This window comes from Pseudomonas sp. MYb60 (assembly GCF_002979555.1).
GTDB lineage: Bacteria > Pseudomonadota > Gammaproteobacteria > Pseudomonadales > Pseudomonadaceae > Aquipseudomonas.
Window position 1 is genome coordinate 132090 of the sequence record NZ_PCOZ01000004.1, and the last position, 20248, is coordinate 152337.

The 20248-nt window shown below is 61.7% G+C and carries 19 protein-coding genes; 7 read left to right on the top strand and 12 right to left on the bottom strand.

The genetic code is table 11. The features are described from left to right. Positions 1-37: 37 nt before the first annotated feature. Together greB and CQ041_RS08385 are read right to left on the bottom strand one after the other, a co-directional pair. Positions 38-511 (bottom strand): transcription elongation factor GreB, encoded by a 474-nt coding sequence (greB, locus tag CQ041_RS08380; protein ID WP_033900255.1) that lies wholly within the window; start codon positions 509-511, stop codon positions 38-40. 113 nt (positions 512-624) lie between these two features. After that, positions 625-1626 (bottom strand): hypothetical protein, encoded by a 1002-nt coding sequence (locus CQ041_RS08385; protein WP_105522341.1) that lies wholly within the window; start codon positions 1624-1626, stop codon positions 625-627. A 280-nt stretch (positions 1627-1906) separates the two neighbouring features. On the opposite strand from CQ041_RS08385, the gene CQ041_RS08390 reads away from it, so the two are divergent. The 3 genes from CQ041_RS08390 to CQ041_RS08400 are packed head-to-tail and all read left to right on the top strand — an operon-like array spanning position 1907 to position 5291. Beyond that, a complete protein-coding gene (locus CQ041_RS08390) occupies positions 1907-2833 on the top strand; it encodes an ABC transporter ATP-binding protein (RefSeq protein ID WP_033900201.1) in 927 nt (308 codons plus the stop codon). After that, positions 2830-3555 carry an ABC transporter permease gene (locus tag CQ041_RS08395; protein ID WP_105522342.1) on the top strand — a complete coding sequence of 242 codons (726 nt, stop codon included), beginning with the start codon at positions 2830-2832 and terminating at the stop codon, positions 3553-3555. The genes CQ041_RS08390 and CQ041_RS08395 overlap by 4 nt, the downstream gene beginning before the upstream one ends. Positions 3556-3569: 14 nt before the next feature. Further along, positions 3570-5291, top strand: coding sequence for a Gldg family protein (locus CQ041_RS08400; RefSeq protein ID WP_105522343.1), 1722 nt, complete (start codon positions 3570-3572; stop codon positions 5289-5291). Positions 5292-5295: 4 nt separating this feature from the next. On the opposite strand, the gene CQ041_RS08405 is transcribed toward CQ041_RS08400, so the two are convergent. From CQ041_RS08405 to CQ041_RS08415, 3 genes are all read right to left on the bottom strand, one after another. Then, positions 5296-5604: a hypothetical protein gene (locus CQ041_RS08405; protein WP_105522344.1), complete on the bottom strand. Its 309-nt coding sequence runs from the start codon at positions 5602-5604 to the stop codon at positions 5296-5298. A gap of 249 nt (positions 5605-5853) precedes the next feature. Then, complete coding sequence (locus CQ041_RS08410) at positions 5854-6288, bottom strand: DoxX family protein (RefSeq protein WP_105522345.1); 435 nt, start codon at positions 6286-6288, stop codon at positions 5854-5856. Positions 6289-6391: 103 nt separating this feature from the next. After that, entirely contained in the window at positions 6392-7813 is a 1422-nt protein-coding gene (locus CQ041_RS08415) for a transglycosylase SLT domain-containing protein (protein WP_105522346.1), read from the bottom strand. A gap of 149 nt (positions 7814-7962) precedes the next feature. On the opposite strand from CQ041_RS08415, the gene CQ041_RS08420 reads away from it, so the two are divergent. From CQ041_RS08420 to CQ041_RS08430, 3 genes are all read left to right on the top strand, one after another. Beyond that, positions 7963-8769 carry a TatD family hydrolase gene (locus CQ041_RS08420; RefSeq protein WP_105522347.1) on the top strand — a complete coding sequence of 269 codons (807 nt, stop codon included), beginning with the start codon at positions 7963-7965 and terminating at the stop codon, positions 8767-8769. A 97-nt stretch (positions 8770-8866) separates the two neighbouring features. After that, a complete protein-coding gene (locus CQ041_RS08425) occupies positions 8867-10348 on the top strand; it encodes a methyl-accepting chemotaxis protein (protein ID WP_105522348.1) in 1482 nt (493 codons plus the stop codon). Positions 10349-10457: 109 nt separating this feature from the next. Beyond that, on the top strand, positions 10458-10820 hold the full coding sequence (locus CQ041_RS08430) for an Mpo1-like protein (RefSeq protein ID WP_033900215.1): 363 nt from the start codon (positions 10458-10460) through the stop codon (positions 10818-10820). Positions 10821-10823: 3 nt separating this feature from the next. On the opposite strand, the gene CQ041_RS08435 is transcribed toward CQ041_RS08430, so the two are convergent. The 3 genes from CQ041_RS08435 to CQ041_RS08445 form a co-directional block, all read right to left on the bottom strand. Further along, complete coding sequence (locus tag CQ041_RS08435; RefSeq protein WP_105522349.1) at positions 10824-11621, bottom strand: acyl-CoA thioesterase II; 798 nt, start codon at positions 11619-11621, stop codon at positions 10824-10826. A 165-nt stretch (positions 11622-11786) separates the two neighbouring features. Then, positions 11787-12548 carry a CHAD domain-containing protein gene (locus CQ041_RS08440; RefSeq protein WP_105522350.1) on the bottom strand — a complete coding sequence of 254 codons (762 nt, stop codon included), beginning with the start codon at positions 12546-12548 and terminating at the stop codon, positions 11787-11789. 43 nt (positions 12549-12591) lie between these two features. Continuing rightward, positions 12592-12870 carry a hypothetical protein gene (locus CQ041_RS08445; RefSeq protein ID WP_003238638.1) on the bottom strand — a complete coding sequence of 93 codons (279 nt, stop codon included), beginning with the start codon at positions 12868-12870 and terminating at the stop codon, positions 12592-12594. Positions 12871-13042: 172 nt separating this feature from the next. Here CQ041_RS08445 and CQ041_RS08450 point away from each other — a divergent pair, with 172 nt between their 5' ends. Then, a complete protein-coding gene (locus tag CQ041_RS08450; RefSeq protein WP_033900220.1) occupies positions 13043-14080 on the top strand; it encodes a patatin-like phospholipase family protein in 1038 nt (345 codons plus the stop codon). 31 nt (positions 14081-14111) lie between these two features. Here the strand turns inward: CQ041_RS08450 and CQ041_RS08455 are convergent, their stop codons facing one another. The 4 genes from CQ041_RS08455 to kdpB form a co-directional block, all read right to left on the bottom strand. Further along, positions 14112-14801 carry a response regulator gene (locus tag CQ041_RS08455; RefSeq protein WP_105522351.1) on the bottom strand — a complete coding sequence of 230 codons (690 nt, stop codon included), beginning with the start codon at positions 14799-14801 and terminating at the stop codon, positions 14112-14114. 37 nt (positions 14802-14838) lie between these two features. Next, on the bottom strand, positions 14839-17490 hold the full coding sequence (locus tag CQ041_RS08460) for a sensor histidine kinase KdpD (RefSeq protein ID WP_105522352.1): 2652 nt from the start codon (positions 17488-17490) through the stop codon (positions 14839-14841). A gap of 125 nt (positions 17491-17615) precedes the next feature. Next, positions 17616-18161, bottom strand: coding sequence for a potassium-transporting ATPase subunit KdpC (gene kdpC / locus CQ041_RS08465; protein WP_105522353.1), 546 nt, complete (start codon positions 18159-18161; stop codon positions 17616-17618). A gap of 24 nt (positions 18162-18185) precedes the next feature. Then, a complete protein-coding gene (kdpB, locus tag CQ041_RS08470) occupies positions 18186-20243 on the bottom strand; it encodes a potassium-transporting ATPase subunit KdpB (RefSeq protein WP_177429372.1) in 2058 nt (685 codons plus the stop codon). Positions 20244-20248 lie beyond the last annotated feature (5 nt).

The following is a 20248-nucleotide window of genomic DNA, read 5'->3' on the forward strand; positions in this document are numbered from 1 at the left end:
TGGCCCGCCTGCTTCACGGCAGGCGGGCCATCGTTGCTTACTTCACATACTCGATTCCCGTGATCCACCAACACATCTCGCCTCCCGGCGTCTGCACGACGGCCTCATCGTCCACTTCCTTGCGCAACAACGCGCGCGCCATCGGCGAGTCGATGGAAATGTAGTCCATGCGATCGTAAATCTCGTCATAACCGACAATGCGAAACCGCTTGGTTTCACCCTGCTCGTTTTCGATATCCACCCAAGCGCCGAAAAACACTTTGCCCTCTTGCTCGGGCATGTACTCCACCACACGCATGTCTTCCAGGCGCTTGCGCAGGTAGCGCACACGGCGATCGATCTCGCGGAGCAACTTCTTGTTGTACTGGTAGTCGGCGTTTTCGCTGCGATCCCCCAGCGACGCAGCCCAGGTCACCTTGCGGGTGGTGTCCGGACGCTTTTCACGCCACAGGTAATCCAACTCTTTCTTCAGCGCCTCATGACCTTCTTTGGTAATCAGCTTGGTACTCAAACGCGTGCATCCCCAGGCAATGTCCATAGGTGCCGATGTGCCAGGTTCCGGGTCCTGGATTCGGCGGGCTCGCGCTGATGATAAATGAACCCGGCAAAGTAGCCAGTGCTGGCCTAGCCATCCAATGCCTGATCCAGTTCAAGCAACACGCCTCGCAGGTTCTGTCGCAGGCTGGCCACCTGGCTCATCGTCACCTTCAAGGCGTCGGACCGCTGGCTGACAGCCAGTGACTGATCATGCAACTGCGCAGTGCGCTGCTCCAATGCCTGAGCCCGCTCATCCAGTTGCGCCTGCTGTTGCTGCAAGCGGTCTTCCCACTGCTCCAGGGCTGCCTCCCGCTCGATGGCCGCGCGCTTTTGCTGGGTCAACTCCTGGGCGACACGCGCCAGGTTGGTCAGGGTGCTGTCCACTTCGAACAACATGTTCGAATCCGACTCTGACTGCGGGGTCGGGGTCGGGACCGACTGGGCTGGCTCATCGGGCGCCTGTGCAGCCGCCAGCTCAACCTGCACCACGGCGCGAGGCATATCGCCCGGCGTGGGCTGGGGTTGTTCAACGGGGGGCTCAGGCTCGAAGGGCTTCGAAGGCTCCATGGTAATTACCTCCCTGACAGGTGCACTCATTTTTGACGAGAAACGAATGCTGGGCACGATGATGGAGGAGCTTTCGATGGCCGGCAGCACCGGCACAGACATCCCGAGCGTGATGACCTTCATCACCAGCGCCTTCTTGATAATCACCGAGTGATGATCTTCAGGCCTGGCCGGGGGCAATTTACAGCCCTTGAGATCAACGAAGTGGTAAGGCACCTGGGCCTCGGCCACGCCGCCAGCCCTGGCACCCGAGGCCGTCGCCACTATCAGGATCTGCTTGAAGACATGCATGGCAACCTGCAGGTCTTCCTGGGATTCGACGCCGCCGAGGAAATACCGATCGTGCTTTTTACGCAAAGCCGCGATGTAGACCCTCGAACTACCTGGCTCAACTTCTTCGTCAAGGCTGTAGACAAGGAAGTTGGTAGCAATCTGGCCGACCGCGAAGCCGCAGAGCAGTGCACCGTTGACCGGTGCATCCTGACCGTCGCGCTCCAGAACAAGGGTACGTAGCAGCATCATGTCAATCAGGCCTCATCAAAAGAGCGAAGGGTATATAAAAATCGAATCAAAGCTCGATAGTAAAAACTCGAAAAAACAAATTAATTGTTTCAGTCCTGACCCAAGTCCGCACGTAGGAATTTTCTTATTAATGTGTACCGGCGTTCCCAAACAGGATTATTAACCGTACCCTTTTTTAGTGCCCGCTCCGTGTGCTCGCCTGACGGAATTTTCGTCACCCGCCCTATTTCAAAATGTTCAAACACTGCTTCCTATCGCGCCAAACTTATGCGGTAACCACATGATCGAAATAAGCCACCTGAGCAAATATCAGGGCAAAAGAAACATTATCACTGACGTATCATTTAGTGCGACTCATCAGGAATGCCTGGGGTTATTTGGCGAAGACGCTATTGCCAAGACAACACTTCTAGACCTGATAGCGGGTTCGGTGCCCTCCTCCAGCGGCCATGTAACAATCCAGGGGTTCAACACCCGCACACAGGCGTTCAAAGCCCGACAATGTATGGGCTACCAACTTGATCAGGCGCTTGGCCATTCCAGAATGTCTGTCAGGGAATTCCTGCACTTTATCGCCGCCCTGCGCGGGCTCCATGGCGCGGAAAAACGTTCTCGGGTCGAACAAGTAGTCGCACGACTGGAACTGGGTAGGGTGTTCAATGCCCCCCTGGATGCCCTGTCCATCGGCTTGAAACGCAAGGTCGGCATCGCCCAGGCAATCCTGCACCGCCCGGCCTTGCTGCTTCTGAACGAACCGACCACAGGACTTGAGCCCAGCCAGAAGCATAGCTTCAGGTCGCTTGTTCACTCATTGACGCAAGAAATGACAGTGATCATCGCCTCGCGTCACAGCGAGGAACTCTCCGAGCTCTGCAGTCGGGCCTTGGTGTTGGCAGACGGTCGGCTGGTGGCTGACGCGCCAGTATCCGAGTTGCAACGCAATTCCCGCCACCACCAGGCCGTCACCCTCAGCTCGGAAAGCCCGCTCGACCTGCTGGCGCTCGCCGTTCTACCCGGTGTCGCGGGCATCGAGGAGCATCACCAGGCACCCGGCACCGTGACCGTGCTGGCCATGCCTGGACATGCGATCCACCCCCACATCAACGCGCTTGTCGCCAACCGTCGCTGGAAAATCAACTCACTGAACCTGGAGCCTGGTCGCGTGAGCGATGTTGTCCATCACATAAGCCGTGAGGCCACCCTTTGAAACGAATGCCCGTGATTTTCAAACATCAACTCGCAAGCTATGCGCATGCTCCGAGCACCTACCTGAGCGTCGCGGTGTTTCTGGCGCTGTCTGTGGCAATGGGGCTGTACATGGGGCCTTGGACGGATCTGGAAAGTGGCAACTTACAGGCGTACTTTGCACTCCACCCCTGGTTCTACCTGTTATTGATTCCGGTACTCGCGACACAACTTTGGTCGAGTGAATCCAATGCCGGCTTATTCAACTTGATGAAAACACTTCCCATCAGACCCATCGACCTGATTATCGGTAAATTTCTCGCCGCCTGGATAGTGAGCGCCCTGGCGTTGTTATTAATGCTGCCCCTCGTCATTACGTCAAACGTCTTGGGCATCGTCGACAACCAGGTCATTGCTTCACAGTTTCTGGCGAGCTGGTTGTTGGCCGGTAGTTATCTTTCAGTCGGCTGCTTCATCTGCACTTTCGCGCATCAACGCATCACTATTTTCATCATGACACTGGGCTTGTTGTTGATCGCCAGCGGACTGTCTTCTGTACTGGATTCCCTGCAACATCAGGCCCCTATCTGGGTCGTTGACAGTTTGAGCACCTTGAGTCCACTTGTGCGATTCAATGAAATTGACAATGGCAAGCTCACACTTCGCGACATCCTTTACTTCATTAGCATGATCCTGGCCTTTCTCACCGCCACCCTGGTCACTCTCGACTACAAACACAGCTGAGTAGGAAAGCTCCCATGCGATCCAAGTTGCGCACCGGTATGACACTTGCCGTCACAGTGTTGCTTTTCCTCGCGTTCAACCTGGTATGGATCGGCAAGCTGCCGGATATCAGGTGGGACGTGTCAGAACGAAAAATCCATACGTTGTCGGCACCGGCACGCCTGTTAATGGCATCACTGGAAAGTCCGCTGGACCTCTACTACTTCAACACGCACAACGCTCCTGGCAGACGCTACGCCCTGAATCGCTATGGCAAACGCATTGAAGATACACTCAAGGAGTTTGAAAAAGCCTCGCGGGGCATGATCAACCTGCACCTTATCGACCCCACACCTTTTTCGGAAGACGCCTACAAGGCCGAGCTCTTTGGCCTGGAAAAAAACGCCGGTTTCCTGGGGTTGATTGCAACGCGTGCCGGACAGGCAGCGCAACGTATCGAATCTTTCAGCCTCGACCGCGAAGCATTGCTTGAATATGAAATCAGTCACCTGATCTACAAATTGCAGCACCCGGCTCCCCCGACGGTGGGACTGCTGTCCGGGCTGGCGATGGAACATTCCGCCGGGCGTTTGCTGGCGCAGATGCAGCGGTATTTCAACCTGATCAGTCTGGAACCAACCACCGAGCGCGTGCCGGAACAGATCAAGACGCTGATGGTGGTTCACCCCCGCGCACTCTCCGAAACCACCCTGTTTGCAATCGAGCAGTTCGTATTGAAGGGCGGCAAGCTGATGCTGTTCGAGGACCCTGTGCGCGAACAAGATCCAAAAATGGGAAGCCTCCACACCAAGCTGGATGAATTGCTGGCCGCCTGGGGCGTGCGCATGCCCGCAGACAACGTGCTGGTCGACACGCTTTACGCCAGCCTGGACGAGCAGTCGGCCGCGCACAACCCTGCCAGACTGACCCTGCCCCGTCTGGCGATGAACCCTCATGATGTCAGCAGTTGGCGGCTGAACTCCGTAACGATTTCCCGCAGCGGCGCCCTCATCCGGCTGAAAAAAAGCCGCACAACCTTCACGCCGCTCCTGCAAAGCTCCGGGCGTTCGGCTCTGGTGGACAGCAATCGCCTCGATGCAGGCAAATCGTTTGAATCACCGCCAGATCCGGGCCAGCGCCATGTCATCGCAGCTCGCGTCGAAGGCCCGAGCTATTCCGTATTCCCAACCGGTATCAAGGGCCAACCGATCGGCTTGCAAAAGGCCTCGCAGGTGCACGTGGTAGTGCTGGCCGACACCGATCTGCTCACCGATAAGTTCAACAGCGCTGCCCATGACAGCAACACACTGTTTGTCTTGAACACACTGGATAATTTGGCTGCCGGTGACGCGCTCGCTGGCGTTCGCCCACGAGCGCCTGCACCCAAGGCACAAACGGTATTGAATGATCGACGTGAGAAAGCCGAGCAGGCTTATCGTGAAAAGGCCGACGAGCTGCAACACCGTTTGCAGCGCACAGAGCAGGAATGGCAATCGCAGAACCCGCGCACGCTCACGTTGGGCACCCAGGCAGTGGCTTCCAATATCCAGTTGCAGGCACTCAACAAAGAGCGCCTGCGCATCCCTATGGAACTGAATGCCCTGCGCCATCAGGCGTATGAGCAAGTGCTGCGTATTGAACTCGGCCTGAAGCTCGCACTGGCCTTCGGCATGCCACTGACACTATGCCTGGTGGCCTGGTTGGTTTTCCTGGGAAATCAGCGGCGGCGCGCGGCATTCGACGCAACGATCTACTGACCGCTCAACGTCGGGCAATCAGCCCTTGCCGGGCAATGCGGGTGAGATGACGGATGACCTCATCTGCGTTGTCAGCGCCAGGCGCCTGGATCACGGCCAGGTCGAAGCTGTTGTTGGCAAAGCGCGCCAGGGAGTCGCCGTCCTCGACAAACTGGATCAGAAACGCCGACGGCCTTCCGGTACGGCGCGGCCAGCCATCCAGGTAACGCAACAGCGTCGGCTGGTGCTTGCCGCCAAGGAGAATTTTTGGGTTGCGCTGGGTAAGGTCCGCGGTAATCGGAGCCAGGCGTATCAGGGGGCGTAGTGCATTCATCGTGTCGTGTCTCTGCCTCAAAAGTCTGCGGGCAGGTGAGAGGCAACACCGAACCAGCGCTTTAGCGGAATTTCGAAGCATGGAGCATGCTTCTGTCGGGACTGATGACAGTCACCCATGGCGCCCCGCAATTAGCTGTTTAAATCGGCGCATGAACGGCATCCTAGAGAAGCCGATGGGGCGGTGTCAAGAATCGCGGACAGCAAAAGGCCCGCACAGGGCGGGCCTCTTGGAGGGACGGCAGGCAGATCAGCGGGCGATGGCGCGGTCGGCAGACAATTTGCCAGCACCTTCGAGCAGCACGGCCAGGGTGCCGCCCAGCAAGGCCAGGGCGAACTCGTAGCCGTTGTTGGCCATGAACAGACCGTTGTGGATATGAACCGAGAAGATCGCCACCAGCGTCAGGATGGTCAGGCCGAGCGCTGCAGGGCGAACCAGCAGGCCAATGATCAGTGCCAGGCCGGCGAAGAACTCAGTACCGCCCGACAGCAACGCCATCAGGGTACCCGGCGCCAAGCCGATGCTTTCCATCCACTGGGCAGTGCCCGCCAGGCCGTAGCCGCCAAACCAGCCGAACAACTTTTGCGAACCGTGGGCGGCGAAGATGATGCCGACGATGATACGCAGGATGGTCAGGCCGTAGCCGGCGCGGGTGGACAGAATGCTCTTGATCAGTGGGCTCATGGTGCTAATCCTTTTCTAAGTAGGGGTTGGTTGGCCGCTATATTAATCAGTTTAAGGAATGATAAAAGCCGAAAAAATGCCTGATTAATATCGATAAAATCGATTACTTCCGTGAGACGATTTTTCCTGCCGCCGGCTCCAGGGATTCACGCTCGCGGTCAAACGCCAGGTAATACTTGTTGACGCTATTAACATAGCTGACGCCGCCCATCCCCACCTGCTCCATGGCAATGCGTTCGACCTGGAAGAACCACTGATTGGGGTTCAACCCCCGGCGCTTGGCCTCGGTCCGCATCCCTTGCACGCGCTCCGGCCCCATGTTGTAGGCCGCCAGCACAAACGCCATGCGCTCACGCTCGTTGAGTTTGGGGCTGGCAAAGAACTTGCGGCGGATCATCGCCAGGTAGCGCGCGCCCGCCTGCACATTGCTGTCCAGGTTTTCGATATTGTTGACGCCTACCCGCTGCGCCGCCGACGGGGTGATTTGCATCAGGCCGGTGGGGCCGCCGCTGTTGCGCGCGCCGGGGTCCAGCGCCGACTCCTTGAAGGCCAGCGCGGCAAGGTTCAGCCAGTCCATGCCTTGCTCCCGCGCGTGCTTTTGCAGCACCGGGCGCAGTTTTTCCAGACGCTGGCGGTCGACCTTGGCCAGTGGATTACGTACTTGATAGAGGCGTCGATAGATGCGCTGGAACGCCACATCCTGATCAGACGGGGTTCGGTAGGTCTTGAGAAATCGATCAATGCTTGCCCGCAGCATCGAGGCGTCCTGGCGCACAAACCAGTATTCGTCACCCGGTTCACTAATGGCCACCTGCTTGTCGAAGCGCAACTTGGGGAGGATCTTCGACCAGCGTTCGGCAATGGGCTTTTCAACAATCGTCAGGTGGAAGATCTTGGCCTGAACCATTTCCAACACATCTTCCACCGCCAGGGTCGGGTCCACCCATTCCACCTTGATCGGCGGCTGCTTGTGCAGCGCCAGCTTCTGGTTGACCTGGCTGATCGCGTCCGCTGCGGCACTGCCGGTGGTCAGTGCCAGGGTGCGCCCGGACAATTGCTCCAGCCGGGTAAAGCGCCGTTCCCCCTTCACGCCCACCAGCCACAAGGGCACGTCACTGGCAATCGGATCGCTGGTGCTGATCTTGTGCGCCGCCTTCACATCCAGCAACTCACCGGGTGCAACCAGGTCACCTTCACCCCGGGCCAGCGCGCCGAGCAACTGGTCCTTGGCCTTGGGAATGATCTTGAGAGTGATCGCCTGGCCATCACGGGCGTGGCCGTTGAGGTATTGCTCGAACGCACGCAGACGGTGGTACTCGACGCCAATCGCCTGGCCTTGCACCTCTCCAGAACTGTTGCGACTCTGGTTGACCAGCACCCTCAGCGTACGGCTGGCGCGAATCTCCGCCAGGTCGCGGACCTTGCCAGGCTTGGTCACTTCCAACGGCCCATCCAGACGCGCGACCGCCGCCATGGGCAGCAGCAACGTCAGGCATAACATAAGCAACGCCGAGGGTCGGATCATCCGCTCTCCGAAAAGGATGGGGCAAGGCATTCAGCCAGCCGCAATCAACTTGCGACGTTCAAAGACAGCGATAACTCGTTGTAGTTCTTCGATTTTCTTATAAATCTACAGCTCTGATATGCTTTCCGGCCGCAGGCGGAGGTAGCACCATGCAACTCATTGATATCGGCGTCAACCTGACCAACCCCAGTTTCGACGACAAGCACGAGGCCGTTCTCGAACGCGCCTACGCCGCTGGCGTGCAGCAATTGGTGCTCACTGGCACCAGCGTCGAGGGCAGCGAGCAGGCCCTGGAACTGTGCCTGCGACTGGACGACAGCGGCCAACACCTGTTCAGCACCGCCGGTATCCACCCCCACTCCGCCAGCGACTGGAACGGCGACAGCGCCCGGCGCCTACGCGGCCTGCTCAGTGAGAAACGGGTACGTGCAGTGGGCGAATGCGGGCTGGACTTCAACCGGGATTTCTCCCCGCGCCCGCAGCAGGAAAAAGTCCTCGAAGAACACCTGGCCCTGGCCGTCGAGCTGAAACTCCCGGTGTTTCTGCATGAGCGCGATGCCAACCAGCGCCTGCTGGAGATCCTCAAGGACTATCGCGACCACCTCAGCGCCGCCGTGGTGCACTGCTTCACCGGCGAACAACCGGCGCTGTTCAGCTACCTCGACCTCGACTTGCACATTGGCATCACCGGCTGGATCTGCGACGAGCGCCGTGGGACGCATCTGCACCCGCTGGTAAGAGAAATCCCCCGTGGCCGTCTGATGCTGGAAAGCGATGCGCCTTACCTGCTCCCGCGCACCCTGCGTCCCAAACCGAAGAACGGCCGCAACGAACCGGCGTACCTGCCCGAGGTTCTGCGCGAAGTGGCGCTGCACCGCAACGAAACCGCAGACGACCTTGCCCGGCACAGCACCGCCTGCGCCCGCGCCTTTTTTGGCTTGCCCAACGTGGAGTGAGGCGGCGCATTGACCCACGTCAAAAATGCGCGTCCGAGATAGCGGCACAATAATGGCACCTTGCCAATGCTGTTTCCGCTATCAGAGAAAACCTTCCATGGGTGCCTGGCTTAGCAACATCTCGCTGAAGTACAAATTCTGGGCCGTCAACGCGGTCGCCTTCATTACCACCCTGCTGCTGGTGCTTTACGCAGTGCAGCTTGAGCAGCAGGCACGCAGCGAGGCTGCACGGGACTCGGCACAGGTGCAGGCACGCATGCTCGGCGCCTGGCCGGCCGACAAGCCGTTGCCCAGGGACGAGCACTGGCTGACATTCGCTCGCGGCCAAATCCCGCAGCTGGCCGGCCAAGACCTTTCAAGCCTGGACGGCGCCAGTGGCTGGGTAGCGCTCAATGACCTGCCCCTGTTCGGCGAAAACCCACTGATGGGGGCTGAAGTGATTGCCCGCCCGGACGGGCAGCAGATTGCCGTACTGGCCTTCGCCCCCAGCCTCAGCCAGGTGTTCAGCGAGCGCTTCGTCCACTATGCGGTTGCCGTGCTGATTCTGATGCTGGCGATGCTCGGCGCCTCGCAATTGCTGATTCGCTTCCTGCTCAGCCAACTCAACACCCTCAAGGACGTGATGCTGCACGTCGAACAAACCGGCGACCTCTCGGCCCGCGTGCCGCTGGCGTGCAAGGACGAAGTCGGCCAAATGGCCAGCGCCTTCAACGCCATGCAGGCCGGCTACCAGCGGGTGGTCAACACCGTGGCGCGCACCGCGCGGCAATTGGACGACGGTGCCGCGCGCCTGGCCAGCAGCATGAACGAGGTGCAGCACGGCATGCTCGGCCAGCAGAGCGAAACCGACCAGGCCGCTACCGCCATCAACGAGATGACGGCCACCGTTTACCACATCGCCCAACACGCCGGCGCCACCCGCGACCTGTCCCAGACGGCCGACACCCTCGCCGGCAGCGGCCAGGCCGTCGTCACCCGTGTGCAACGCTCGATTGCGGGGTTGTCGACCGGTGTGCAGCAGACCGCCGAGATGATCCAGAAACTTGCCGAGGACAGTCAGAAAATCAACGGCGTGGTCGGGGTGATCCACAGCATCGCTGAACAGACCAACCTGCTTGCCCTCAACGCCGCCATCGAGGCCGCCCGCGCCGGGGAGATGGGCCGAGGTTTTGCGGTGGTCGCCGACGAAGTGCGCAACCTGGCCAAGCGCGTGCAAAGCTCCACCGACGAAATCACGCGCATGGTCTCGGCGTTGCAGGCCGGTACGCGCGACGCGGTGGACTTCATGCAGGAAAGCTCATTCAAGGCCGACGACTGCGTGCAACAGGCCCAGGAAGCGGGCATCGCCCTCGCTGAAATCACCGGCGCCGTGGCGCAGATGCGCGAAAGCAACACCCAGATCGCCGTCGCCGCCGAACAACAAAGCCATGTGGCCGAAGAGATGAACCGCGCCGTGGTGAGCATCCGTGACGTGACCGAGAACACCGTGCACCAAACCGTGGACTCGGCGACCACCAGCAATGAATTGGCAACCTTGGCGGGGGAATTGAGCAAAGCGATTGGGCAGTTGAAGCTGTAGACCTACCGACACTGGCTATAGCCCCCATAGCCAGTGTCGATTCGCCGCACGATCCTTCCCCACCTAAACTCTCTCCAAGGTTGTTTCAACGGACAGAGGATTCACCATCATGGGCAAACGTCATCCCAATCTCCCCGCCTGGCAATGGCGTAACTACCCGCAGAATCATCAGCACCCAACCAATCTGGCGTTGCACCTGATTGCCGTGCCGCTGTTCATCATCGGGTTCCTGCTGATCGTGTCCGGGGTGTTCAGCTTGAGCCTGGCGGGTTTTGCCATTGGGGTTGTGGGCATCCTGGCCGGCCTGGCGTTGCAGCGCCATGGGCATAGCCTGGAAGCCGAGGCCAGCGAGCCGTTCAGTGACCGCAAGGACGCCGTGCAACGCTTGGTGGTCGAGCAGTTCGTGACCTTTCCGCGCTTCGTGGTGAGCGGTGGTTGGTGGCGTGCCTGGCGGCAGCGCCACCGGCACTGAGGTTCAGCCGAATACCACCACGGTCTGACGGCTGATGGCGATCAATTCGCCGGTGGGGCCCCACAGCGCAGCCGCCGCATGGCCATAGCCGTCGCGGGCGTGTTCGATGGAGACGTGGTACTGGCACCAGTCGAGGGTAGTGAGCGTTTGCAGCGGCTGGATAAATTCGATGGTCCAGGTCAGGGTGCTGCCCGGCGCAGGTTTTTTGAGGTGCGGCAACAGGGCCGGTGGCCAGGCGTCGACCAGGGCCAAAATGTGCGCCTCGGTCAGCGGCTCTTCCTTCACATCACCGCGCAAGCGCACCCAGCCGCCCATTTCGCGGGATTTATTGCCGGTGAACGGCAAGCCGCCGACGCTCCAGCGCATCGCCAGATGGCGCATGAATTCCGGCGTCACACCTTTGATGTAGGGTAATTCCTGGCACTCATCCCAGTGCTTGAACGTCGGCGGCGCTTCGCTTTCAACCAGGATCTCCGACTCACGGGAGGCTCCGAAGCTGGCCTGAACCAGGGTCGCCACTTCTCCTGCCTGCACCACACGGCCGAGCAGTTGGCTGACGGCCTTGCCTTCGCGCAACACCTCGACTTGATAACTGGCGGATACATCCGGTGTCACCGGCCCTACAAAGGTGACGGCCAGCGAACGTAACGGGCGGTCTGCCGGCACGTTGGCGCGCAGGGCTTCGTACTGCAACGCCGCCACGAGGCCGCCAAACGACGCGCGGCCCTGGGCCCATTCGGCAGGGATGGTGACGTCCAGCGGGTTACTGCGGGCAGCGTCGAGCAAGTCACTGAAGCGCATGAGGACCTCGGGGCAAAGGGGATAGATGAGGGATCTTAACCAGCACGGGGGCCGGGTGCAGCGCCTATTCCGGCCAAAAACCGGACGATTGCCGGACGATTGCCGGACGCAGAGCGTCCCGGGAGGCATTCCCACGCGGAGCGTGGGACCGATCGCTTAAGCCTGTCAGAAACACTCTGCGCCGAGTTTATCCAGCACACGGTCCGCCTTGGCTTGCGCGTCGGCCATGGTGCGCTGCCACACAGGGACGCAGGGTTTCAGGTCCGACTGGTGTTCAGCCTGTGCCAGCCACTGCCAGCAGTCGTGCCAGTCACCCAGGGCGCCTTGGGCTTGTTTGAGGCGAGACACGGCATTGGCAGGCAGCTTGTCGAGTTCGGGATAGGCTTCGGCGGCGTATCGCACGCGCTTGATCAACAGACGCAGGCGATGGCGGTCGTGGCCGGGATCCTTCAGCGCCTCGTCGAGTTTCTGCCACTGCTTGGCCAGGCGCTTTTCAATGCGTCGGCGCAGGCCTTTGAGCAATTTCTGGTTCTGGGACGCCCGGATAAAGCGTGGGAAGGCTTCAAGAATCAGCAGCAACTGCGCAACCTCAGGGCTTCGCGCGACGTGGCGATAAGCCTCAGCTTGCACGCGCAAACGCCGGTCGGCCGCGGCATGATAGCCATGCTGGTGCAGGTACGCCGCCAGCACCTCACGGTCGCGCAGCGGCGTGGTCAATTGGCCGACCGCGCTGGCGGCCAGTTCAAGCTGCTCGACGCCCGGCAGCCCACGCAATGGGCGCAAAAGACTGCGCAGGCGGCGCACGGTGGTGCGCAGGTCATGCAAGGCTTCGTCATCGGTGACGGCGGCGAGGCGAGCCTGGCAGCTCAGTAACCCTACTTCCAGGCCAATGACCTGAGCGACTAACTGATCGACCAACGCTGACATCTTGCCCTCACTTCTCGATGAAAGACCTTAACCGCGCCATCGATCAACGCCCGGCGCGAGACTCACGAATGTAGAACCGCGCTTTCTCGGCCTTGTTGGAGCAGCCTTCGAACGCTTCAAATTGTTGCTGGGTCTTGGCGCCAGTCAACAGCGACAGGGCCTTGGAGTAGCTCACGGTGCCTGCAAAGCCTTCGGCCTTGGCCAGGTCCAACTCCTTCCACGCCGCGTCCAGTTGCGAGCCGCAACTGTCACGGTAGGCGGTTTTCCCGGCGCAACCGGCCAGGGCCAACAGGATCACAGGCACACACATCCAGGCTTTCATCGATGACACCTCAGAATAAAGATAAACCAGTCGTACTTCGTAGACGTTGCCTACAGAGAAAAGTGCCTCGTCCATAGCCTGAAATCGATAACTCCCATTGCCAGAGCATACCATTGAAGCAGCCCCCTCAATGGGTGCATTGTGGACACCTGCCTTGGGGAGGACATGGACCATGAAAAAACGTGTTGCCTTGGTGCTGGGCTCCGGGGGGGCCAGGGGCTACGCCCATATCGGCGTGATCGAAGAAATCGAACGGCGCGGCTACGACATCGCCTGCATCGCCGGGTGCTCCATGGGGGCGGTGGTGGGCGGCATCTACGCCGCGGGCAAGCTGGACGAGTATCGAAACTGGATCGAAAGCCTCGATTACCTCGACGTATTGCGCCTGGTGGACGTGAGTTTTCGCCTGGGGGCGATCCGTGGGGAGAAGGTCTTCGGCCAGATCCGCAAGATCGTCGGCGAATTGAATATCGAAGAGCTCCGCATCCCCTACACAGCCGTCGCCACCGACCTCACCAACCAGCAGGAAATCTGGTTCCAGGAAGGCTGCCTGCATCAGGCGATGCGCGCCTCGGCCGCCATCCCTAGCCTGTTTACCCCCGTGATGCAGGGCAACCGGATGCTGGTGGACGGCGGCCTGCTCAACCCGCTGCCCATCGTGCCAGTGGTGTCTAGCCATTGCGACTTGATCATCGCGGTCAACCTCAACGCCACCAACCAGAAGCACTATCACTTGCCGGTGATCCAGCGTCCGCCGGCGTTCAAGAGCCGCTTCAACAACCTGGCGCAGTCGCTGGGTTCCCACCTGCCGTTTCGGCGCAAGCAGGCTGAACAGCTGATGAAGCTGGAACAGGAGGCCTTGCAGGCCCAGGCTGCAGACATCAACCCGTGGCTCGATTCAGCCGAGCCGGAAGCCCAGCAGCCCGCCGCTGCGCCGGAACAGGCAGGCGCGCCGAAGTCCGCCACCGGTTCGTTCATTATCGATAACGTCGGGCCGGCGTCGCTGCTGGACTTGATCAACCAGAGTTTCGAGGTGATGCAGACGTCGCTGGCGCAATACAAGATCGCCGGTTACCCGCCGGATGTGCTGATCAACGTGCCGAAGCGGGTGTGCCGGTTTTTCGAGTTCTACAAGGCACCGGAGTTGATCGCGTTGGGGCGGGAGATTGCCAGGGATACGTTGGATCGGTATGAGAGTGAGCAGCACTGAGAGCTGGGGTGTTTGACCCTCTGGTGACAGGCTAAGCGCCTAACAACCGGTACCCCACCCCGGCTTCGGTCACGATAAACCTCGGCTGGGTCGGATCGTCCGCCAGCTTCTGGCGCAGATGCCCCACCACAATCCGCAGGTAGTGACTGTCTTCGGTATGGGTCGGCCCCCAGATATCCTTGAGCAATTGCTGCTGGGTAATCACCCGGCCCGGATGCCGTGCCAGTTGCGCCAGCACGGCGTACTCCTTGCGGGTCAGCGCCACTTCGGCGCCGTCCAGCAACACGCGGCGGTAGGCCAGATCGACCGTCAGCGGCCCCACGTGCAGTGCGGCATCCGGCGTTTCACCCGCCGGCGCCTGGCGCAGCAGCGCACGGATCCGGGCGAGAAATTCCTGAATGCCGAAGGGCTTGGTCACGTAGTCATTGGCCCCACCATCGAGGGCCTCGACTTTCTGTGCTTCACTGGCGCGCACCGACAGCACCAGCACTGGCACCGTCGACCACTCACGAAACTCGCGCAGCACGTGCTGGCCATCCATGTCCGGCAAGCCCAGGTCGAGCACCAGCAGATCCGGCTTGCTCAGCGCCGCCTGGGCCAGGCCTTCACCACCGGTGCCGGCCTCAATCACCTTGTAACCCTGGGAGGCCAGGCTGATGCGCAGGAATTTGCGGATCTGCGGTTCGTCATCAATGACCAAAATCGTCGCGGTCTGGCTCATGGTGTCTTTTCAAGCTCGTTGAGCAAAACAGGGTAGCTCATGCCTCGCGCTCCAGGCCAGGCTGGGTCGGCAATGGCAGGAACAAGGTGATACAGGTGCCGCGCCCTTCAATCCCCTCGTCCACGCTGATACGCCCGCCATGGGCACCGACCATGCCCTGGCAGATCGCCAGGCCCAGGCCGGTGCCCTGCCCGCCCCGATCGCCACGGGCGGCGGTGTAGAACATGTCGAAAATTTTTGCGCGTTCATCAGCGGGAATCCCCGGCCCTTCATCTGCCACGGCGAAAGACACTTGATCCTCGGCCACGCCGGCACTCAATTGCAGATGGCCCTGGGGCGGCGAAAACCGCGCCGCATTCTCCAGCACATTGACCAGCGCCTGTTCGATCAGCGCCGCGTGCACATACAACAGCGGCAACTGCGCGGGCACCTGCACACGTACCTGCAACGGCGCCAGCACCGTGCGTAGACGGCCAAGGGCACTGCCGACGATATCCGCCGGCGACACCCAGTCCCGCGCCAGCTTGAGCGCGCCGTGGCCCAGGCGGGTCATGTCCAGCAGATTCTGAATGTAGCGGTCCAGCCGCTCGGCTTCGTCGCGGGTACCTTCAAGCAACTCGCGACGATCCTCCAGCGGGATGGCCTCGCCGAGCGCCAACAAGCTGTCGATGCTGCCGCGCATGGCGGTGAGCGGCGTGCGCAGGTCGTGGGACACCGAAGCGAGCAAGGCGCTGCGCAGTTGCTCGGTTTCGCCATGCAGGCGCGCAGACTCCAGCTCCTGCGCCAGTTGCGCCCGCGCCAGCGCCTGGGCCAAGGGTTGGCTCAACGCACTGAGCAACCGCCGACGTTGACCGCTCAATGCCAAGCCCTGTTTAGGGCTGACGCCCAGCAAGCCCAACGGCCCCTCCTCGCCGGACAACGGCCACCACCACCAACGCCCGAACGGCAACGTGCCAGTGCCCATACCGGCCGGCTGATCATGCTGCCAGGCCCAGTCGGCAGCGGCGCGTTCAGCTTCGCTGAACGTCAGGGAGCCACCGGTCTCGATGGTCCAGCCACCCTGGCCGTCACGATTGACCAGGCACAAATCCAGGTCACTCCAGCCTTCAAGATGATGGGCCGCCGCACTGATCACCGCTTGGCGGTCGGTGGCCGCCGTGAGTTTGCGCGACAGGTCGAGCAACTCACTGGTTTCTTCCTGGGTATCACGCAGCGCCTGCATCTGGCGGCGTTGACGCGCAGCGAGGTTGCCGGTGAGTGCGGCCATCAGCAGGAAAAACAGCAGCGTCAGCACGTCTTCTTCACGCTGAATCGCGAAGGAAAAATTGGGCGGGATAAACAAGAAATCATAGGTCATGAACGACAGCGCCGCGCACACCAGCGACGGCCCCAGGCTGCTGCGCACGGCCACCAGCAGGACGGCCGCGAGAAACACCAGGGAGATATTCGGCAACGGCAACACACTGGACACCGCCCAGGCCAGGGCGGCGGCGACCACCGTCGCGACCACCGCCAGGGCGTAGTCGAACCACACCAGGCCGCGCACAGGCGGCAGGCGCGGCGGTGCGGGGCTGTCGTCGCGGTCGAGGACGTTGATTTCCAGGCCACGCGCATTGAGCAGCAGACGCGCCGCCAACCCGCCACCGAACAGGCGACGGCGCCATCGCATACGCGACTGCCCCACCAGCAGCAGGCTGGCACGACGCTCGGCGGCATGCTGGATCAGTGTCCTGGCGACCTCGCCAGCCCGCAGCAACACCACTTCGCCGCCAAGGCGCTCCGCCAGTTGCTGGGCGTTTTGCAGGCGCAGGCGCGATTGCTCATCCCGTGCGCGGCCGTTGTCGACATGCACCAGGCTCCAGGGCAAATGCCGCCGCTGGGCCACGCGGCTGGCGTGTCGCACCAGGCGTTCGGCCTGGGCGTCACCGTCCACGCCCACCAGCAAACGTCCGCGCACCGCCGGTGCGGCCTGGCCGAGTTGGCGATAACCTTGGGCCAGGTCATTGTCGACGTGGGCGGCGGCGGTCTGCATCGCCAATTCACGCAGGGCCATGAGGTTGGTCTGGGTGAAAAATGCGTCGATGGCCGCGCGGGCCTGCTCGGGTACGTAAACCTTGCCGTCGCGCAGGCGCTCGAGCAATTCACGTGACGGCAAGTCGATCAACAGCAGTTCATCAGCCTCTTGCAGCACCCAGTCCGGCAGGGTTTCACGCACTTGCACGCCGGTGATGCCGCGCACCTGGTCATTGAGACTTTCCAGGTGCTGGACGTTGACCGTGGTGAACACGTCGATGCCGGCGGCGAGCAGTTCCTGGATGTCTTGCCAGCGCTTTTCATGGCGGCTGCCGGGCGCGTTGCTGTGGGCGAGTTCGTCCACCAGCACCAGTTTCGGCTTGGCGGCGAGCAGACCGTCGAGGTCCATTTCTTCGAGCATCACGCCGCGGTATTCGCTGCGCAACAACGGTTGCTGCGGCAGGCCGCCGAGCAAGGCTTCGGTCTCGGCGCGGCCATGGGTTTCCACCACCCCGGCGATGAGCGTGACGCCTTGGCGCAGTTGCGTATGGGCGGCCTGGAGCATGGCGTAGGTCTTGCCCACCCCCGGCGCGGCGCCGAGGAAGACTTTGAGCCGGCCACGACCGTTGCGGGGCAGGTCGGCTAGCAAGGCATCGGCGCGGCCGGAGTCGCTCATGCTGGAGGTTCCTTCAGGTGTTCATGGGGTGTCTTTCAGGCCGTCATCGCGGGCAAGCCCGGCGCCCACATTGAAACGCGGTCAACTGTGGGAGCCGGGCTTGCCCGCGATGGCGGTGCTACTGCCTACAACGTTTCCAGGGCCATGTTCAGGGCCAGTACATTCACCACTGGCGGGCCTACCAACGAGCGTTCGATATGCGCGTCGAGCAACCGCTGCAAGGTCGACACCGGCACATTTCGCGCCGCCGCCACGCGGGCCAGTTGATAGGCAATCGCCGCAGGTGGCAAGTGTGGATCAAGACCGCTGCCAGAGGTAGTCAGAGAAGCCAACGGCACCGGACCCTGACCAGGCACCTGTTGCTTGTTCGCGTCATCGAAGACCCGAGTCGCCAAGGCCGGGTTGCTTGGCCCGAGGTTGCTGGCACTGCTGGAAACCGTCGCAAACGCCCCGGCGGAGGGACGCGGGTGGAACCAACCGTCCCCGCTGAAATCCTGGGCGATCAAGCTGGAGCCGCGCACTTTGCCGCTGGCGTCGCGCACCAGGCTGCCGTTGGCCTGGTCGGGGAAGGCGACTTGCGCGACACCGGTGACGACCAGAGGGTAGGCCACGCCAGTGATCAGGGTCATGAGGACCAACAGGCTCAGGGCCGGGCGGATGATAGTGGACATTTCAAACTCCTCGATTCTGTGAATTCACACCAGGTGCAACGCGGTCAGCAACAGGTCGATCGCCTTGATGCCTACGAACGGCACCAGGATCCCACCCAGCCCATAGATCAGCAGGTTGCGCCGCAACAAGGCCGCCGCACTCGCCGCCTGTACGCGCACCCCGCGCAGTGCCAGGGGAATCAGCACCACAATGATCAACGCGTTGAACACGATGGCCGACAGAATCGCGCTTTGCGGGCTCTGCAATTGCATCACGTTGAGCACGCCCAATTGCGGGTAGATCGAGGCGAACAGCGCCGGCAGGATCGCGAAGTACTTGGCCACGTCGTTGGCGATGGAGAACGTGGTGAGCGCACCGCGGGTTACCAACAACTCCTTGCCGATCTGCACCACGTCCAGCAGCTTGGTGGGGTCGCTGTCGAGGTCGACCATGTTGGCGGCTTCGCGAGCGGCTTGAGTGCCATCGTTCATTGCCATGCCGACGTCCGCCTGGGCCAGCGCCGGGGCGTCGTTGGCGCCGTCGCCGCACATCGCCACCAGGCGGCCGTCATTCTGTTCGTGGCGAATGCGCGCGAGTTTTTTCTCCGGTGTCGCTTCGGCCAGCACATCGTCCACGCCCGCTTCGGCAGCAATCGCGGCGGCCGTCAGCGGGTTGTCGCCGGTGACCATCACGGTGCGGATGCCCAGCTTGCGCAGTTCGGCGAAACGCTCGCGGATGCCGGGCTTGACCACGTCTTTGAGGTGAATGGCACCGAGCAATTTGCCGTCGGCGCACACCAGCAACGGCGTGCCGCCACTTTGCGCGATCTTGTCGATTTCTCGCGCCAGCGCCGGGGCCAGGTCGCTGCGTTGCTGACCGATGAACGCCAGCAGCGAATCCACCGCACCCTTGCGGATCACGCGGCCCTGGTAGTCGACACCGGACAGGCGGGTTTCCGCGCTGAACGGCACCGCCGTCAATGCGTCCAGGGGCGGTTCGGCCTGGGGCAGCAACGCGCGCAGGTAGTCGACGATGGACTTGCCCTCCGCCGTGTCATCTGCGAGGGACGCCAGCAGCGCACCTTCGGCCAGCGCCTTGCCACTGACGCCCGGCGCCGCGACCACCGCCGCACAGCGACGGTTGCCGAACGTGATGGTGCCGGTCTTGTCCAGCAGCAACACATGCACGTCACCCGCTGCTTCCACTGCGCGACCGGATTTGGCGATCACGTTGAGACGCACCAGACGGTCCATACCGGCGATGCCGATGGCCGACAACAAGCCGCCAATGGTGGTAGGAATCAGCGTCACCAGCAGTGCGACGAGGAACACCAGCGGCAAGCTGCCATTGGCGAAGTGGGCGAACGGCTGCAGCGTCACCACCACCAGCAGGAAAATCAGCGTAAGACCGATCAGCAGGATATCTAGCGCCACTTCGTTGGGGGTCTTCTGGCGCTTGGCGCCTTCCACCAGGGCGATCATGCGGTCGAGCGTCGATTCGCCAGGGTTGGCGGTGATGCGGATCAACAGCCAGTCCGACACCAGCCGGGTATTGCCGGTGACTGCCGAACGGTCGCCGCCAGACTCGCGGATGACCGGCGCGGACTCCCCGGTGATCGCCGCTTCGTTGACCGCGGCAATACCTTCGATGACCTCACCGTCCCCCGGGATCATTTCCCCGGCAGCGACGCGTACCACATCGCCCTTGCGCAGGCTGGCCGCGGGCACCACCTTGAAGCCGCCATCGGTTTCCCTGCGGCGCGCGCTGAGGCCTTCGCTGCCGGCCTTGAGGCTGTCGGCGCGCGCCTTGCCACGGCCCTCGGCCAAGGCTTCGGCGAAGTTCGCGAACAGCACGGTGAACCAGAGCCACACGGCGATTTGCACCGCGACGAACGTCGGCACGCGGGTGTCGGGCACGAAGCACAGCACGGTGGTGAGGATCGCGGTCAGTTCGACCACCAGCATCACCGGCGAGCGTTGCAGCTGGCGTGGGTCCAGCTTGACGAACGCCTGGACCAGCGCCGGGCGCCACAGCGCGGAAATCGCGGTCTTGGCAGGCTCCTGGGCTTTCACCGGAGCAGCATTTTTTGCAGGCATGTTCATTCTCA

What these genes read in the sequence shown, in the direction of transcription:
- CQ041_RS08385 (WP_105522341.1), bottom strand. Translation starts at nt 1,626, where the DNA reads ATGATGCTGCTACGTACCCTTGTTCTGGAGCGCGACGGTCAGGATGCA.
- CQ041_RS08390 (WP_033900201.1), top strand. Translation starts at nt 1,907, where the DNA reads ATGATCGAAATAAGCCACCTGAGCAAATATCAGGGCAAAAGAAACATT.
- CQ041_RS08400 (WP_105522343.1), top strand. Translation starts at nt 3,570, where the DNA reads ATGCGATCCAAGTTGCGCACCGGTATGACACTTGCCGTCACAGTGTTG.
- CQ041_RS08405 (WP_105522344.1), bottom strand. Translation starts at nt 5,604, where the DNA reads ATGAATGCACTACGCCCCCTGATACGCCTGGCTCCGATTACCGCGGAC.
- CQ041_RS08410 (WP_105522345.1), bottom strand. Translation starts at nt 6,288, where the DNA reads ATGAGCCCACTGATCAAGAGCATTCTGTCCACCCGCGCCGGCTACGGC.
- CQ041_RS08415 (WP_105522346.1), bottom strand. Translation starts at nt 7,813, where the DNA reads ATGATCCGACCCTCGGCGTTGCTTATGTTATGCCTGACGTTGCTGCTG.
- CQ041_RS08420 (WP_105522347.1), top strand. Translation starts at nt 7,963, where the DNA reads ATGCAACTCATTGATATCGGCGTCAACCTGACCAACCCCAGTTTCGAC.
- CQ041_RS08425 (WP_105522348.1), top strand. Translation starts at nt 8,867, where the DNA reads ATGGGTGCCTGGCTTAGCAACATCTCGCTGAAGTACAAATTCTGGGCC.
- CQ041_RS08430 (WP_033900215.1), top strand. Translation starts at nt 10,458, where the DNA reads ATGGGCAAACGTCATCCCAATCTCCCCGCCTGGCAATGGCGTAACTAC.
- CQ041_RS08435 (WP_105522349.1), bottom strand. Translation starts at nt 11,621, where the DNA reads ATGCGCTTCAGTGACTTGCTCGACGCTGCCCGCAGTAACCCGCTGGAC.
- CQ041_RS08440 (WP_105522350.1), bottom strand. Translation starts at nt 12,548, where the DNA reads ATGTCAGCGTTGGTCGATCAGTTAGTCGCTCAGGTCATTGGCCTGGAA.
- CQ041_RS08445 (WP_003238638.1), bottom strand. Translation starts at nt 12,870, where the DNA reads ATGAAAGCCTGGATGTGTGTGCCTGTGATCCTGTTGGCCCTGGCCGGT.
- CQ041_RS08450 (WP_033900220.1), top strand. Translation starts at nt 13,043, where the DNA reads ATGAAAAAACGTGTTGCCTTGGTGCTGGGCTCCGGGGGGGCCAGGGGC.
- CQ041_RS08455 (WP_105522351.1), bottom strand. Translation starts at nt 14,801, where the DNA reads ATGAGCCAGACCGCGACGATTTTGGTCATTGATGACGAACCGCAGATC.
- CQ041_RS08460 (WP_105522352.1), bottom strand. Translation starts at nt 17,490, where the DNA reads ATGAGCGACTCCGGCCGCGCCGATGCCTTGCTAGCCGACCTGCCCCGC.
- kdpC (WP_105522353.1), bottom strand. Translation starts at nt 18,161, where the DNA reads ATGTCCACTATCATCCGCCCGGCCCTGAGCCTGTTGGTCCTCATGACC.
- kdpB (WP_177429372.1), bottom strand. Translation starts at nt 20,243, where the DNA reads ATGAACATGCCTGCAAAAAATGCTGCTCCGGTGAAAGCCCAGGAGCCT.